General features: G+C 63.8%; 2 protein-coding genes and 1 pseudogene. All 3 read left to right on the forward strand.

Going from position 1 to position 2629, the window contains the following annotated elements; all coding sequences use genetic code 11:
- The coding region (locus tag VQ044_RS24605) for a RidA family protein (protein WP_331827856.1) at positions 1-280 on the forward strand (280 nt) is incomplete at its 5' end.
- A gap of 128 nt (positions 281-408) precedes the next feature.
- Positions 409-2001 (forward strand): gamma-glutamyltransferase family protein, encoded by a 1593-nt coding sequence (locus VQ044_RS24610; protein ID WP_327649350.1) that lies wholly within the window; start codon positions 409-411, stop codon positions 1999-2001.
- Between the two features lie 237 nt (positions 2002-2238).
- Positions 2239-2538: pseudogene (locus tag VQ044_RS24615) on the forward strand (pyridoxal-phosphate dependent enzyme); the annotation flags it as partial.
- Positions 2539-2629: the final 91 nt, after the last annotated feature.

A 2629-nucleotide genomic window follows, 5' to 3' on the forward strand; every position in this document is an offset into this window, starting at 1 on the left:
CCGTCTGGATCAATCCGCCCAACAACAAGCTCCAACTCCAAGCTTAATCTATCGCTCCGGCTGTCTCACATTCGTTGACACGCTCCGGCAGGTCCGCGTGTACATGACGGACATGGAGCTCTGGGGCGAGTTCGACGCGCTGTACGGCGAATGGATCGGCGAGCATCGTCCGGCGCGGGCGGTAGCCGGAGTGTGCCAGCTTCATTTCGGCGCCCTGATCGAGATAGAGGCCACGGCGGCGTTTTCCGCAGATCGAGCCGGCGATCGGGGAAAATGGTAGGCGGGCCAGAGCTGGCCGCTACTTCCGGCGCGCGAGACCGAACCGCGGCGCCGCGCCCGGAACCAGGCCCGGATATTCTCAAGTAACGCAGACCTCTCCGTCCCTCGAGTGTCTAAGATAGGGCTTTCATGACCAACTTCTCTTATGACTTTCCTTATCCGTCCCAACGCTCGCCGGTCATGGCCCGCAACGTGGTCGCTACGTCGCAGCCGCTCGCGGCGCAGGCCGGAATCCAGATGCTTTTGAAGGGCGGAAATGCGGTCGATGCTGCGCTTGCCGCGGCAATAGCCTTGACCGTCGTCGAGCCGACCGGCAACGGGCTCGGAAGCGATGCTTTCGCCATCGTCTGGGACGGCGCGCGCCTGCACGGGCTCAACGCGTCCGGGCGCTCGCCAGCCTCCTGGACGCCGGAGCGCTTCGCCGCTGTTAAACAAATGCCCGCCAGAGGCTGGGAGAGCGTAACCGTGCCGGGCGCTGTTTCTGCCTGGGTTGAACTTTCCGAGAAGTTCGGACGGCTTCCGTTCGAGACCTTGTTCGAGCCGGGGCTCGACTACGCTCGGAATGGATTTCACGTGTCGCCGGCTATCGCCGGACTCTGGAATATGCGCTCTGAGTCGGTCTGGGATCAGCCGGGCTTTCGCGAGTGCTTCATGCCGGACGGGCGCGCGCCCAGGGCGGGCGAGCTGTTCATAAACCGGCCGATCGGCGAAAGCCTCGAAACCATCGCACGCAGCCGCGGCGAGGCGTTCTATCGGGGCGCGCTGGCCGACGCGATCGTCCGGTGCGCCGAGCAGCACGGTGCTGGGCTGAACCTGGCGGATCTTGACGCGCACAAGCTCGACTGGTGCGGCACGGTATCGACGCGTTTCCGCGACGTCGCCGTGCACGAGATCCCGCCGAATGGGCAGGGGATTGCCGCCCTGATGGCTCTCGGCATGTTGGAGCATACGCAGATCGATGCGTTCCATCCGGACAGCCCCGAGAGCCTGCATCTCCAGATCGAGGCGATGAAGCTGGCCTTTGCCGACGTAGAACGCTATATTGGCGACCCTGCGGTAATGGAGATGAGCGTAGAGGCGCTCCTCAGCCCCGATTATCTGCGTCGACGCGCAAGGCTGATCGACCTCTCTTACGCCGGAACGCCGGGCGCCGGGGCGCCTCGGGACGGCGGCACCGTCTATCTGACGACCGCCGACGCCAGCGGCATGATGGTGTCCTTCATTCAGTCGAACTACAACGGCTTCGGTTCCGGCGTGGTCGTGCCCGGGACGGGTATCAGCCTTCAGAACCGGGGCTCCGGCTTCACTCTTGAGGCGGGCCATCCCAACCGCGTCGGCCCATCCAAACGCCCCTTCCACACCATTATTCCCGGCTTCCTGATGCGCGATGGCGAGCCGCTGATGAGCTTCGGGGTGATGGGTGGGCCGATGCAGGCGCAGGGCCATGTGCAGATGGTCCTGCGGACGCAGGCCTGGAACCAGAATCCACAAACAGCGTGCGATGCTCCGCGCTGGCGCGTAACCGAAGGACGCGCGGTGGCCGTGGAAAGCGCGATGGACGACGCCGCCATCCAAGCGCTCGAGGAGCGCGGCCATATCATAACGCGTGAGGAGCCGGACGTCGCCTTCGGCTTCGGCGGCGCCCAACTGATCCACCGGATCGCGGGCGGCTACGTCGCCGGCTCCGATCACCGCAAGGACGGGGTCGCCATCGGCTTTTGAGTCGGCCCGCGCTTGCGGCTGGAGCTCAGGGACTGTTCCTGGACAAGCGACGCAGCCGAGAGACCGAAGATGCGACGGCAATTTCGTTGCCGCCAGGCTTTTTGGCGCTCAGGGTTCCGATCGGGGTAGCCCCCTGTTTAGCGGACCGAATCTGAGCACCATGGCAATGAAGGAGCCGAACCTCGGGACCAATCTGCATCCCGGATTCGCCCATAAGCAGGCAGTTAGAGGAAGCCTATGAGCGAGACAACTGGAATCTACATTCCGACCTCCGAGGAAGTGAAGGCGGCGCACGAGCGCGTCAAGCCCTACATCCACCGCACGCCCGTTCTGACGTCCAGCCATTTCGACCGGCTAACTGGGGCCAAGCTATTCTTTAAATGCGAGAACTTCCAGAAGGCCGGAGCGTTTAAGGTACGCGGCGCATCGAACGCAGTCTTTGGACTAACGGAAGAACAGGCGACAAGGGGCGTTGCGACCCATTCTTCGGGCAACCACGCCTTGTCGGTGAGCTACGCTGCGGCACGGCGCGGGATCAGGGAATGTCCCGGTCTCTGTTGAAACTCTGAAGTGGGCGGCGTTGCCCGCCTTGAGCCGTTAGGCTCGGGGTGCCGATTCCACTGAGGAG

The organism is Aurantimonas sp. C2-5-R2 (genome assembly GCF_036549495.1).
GTDB classification, from domain to species: domain Bacteria; phylum Pseudomonadota; class Alphaproteobacteria; order Rhizobiales; family Rhizobiaceae; genus Aurantimonas; species Aurantimonas coralicida_A.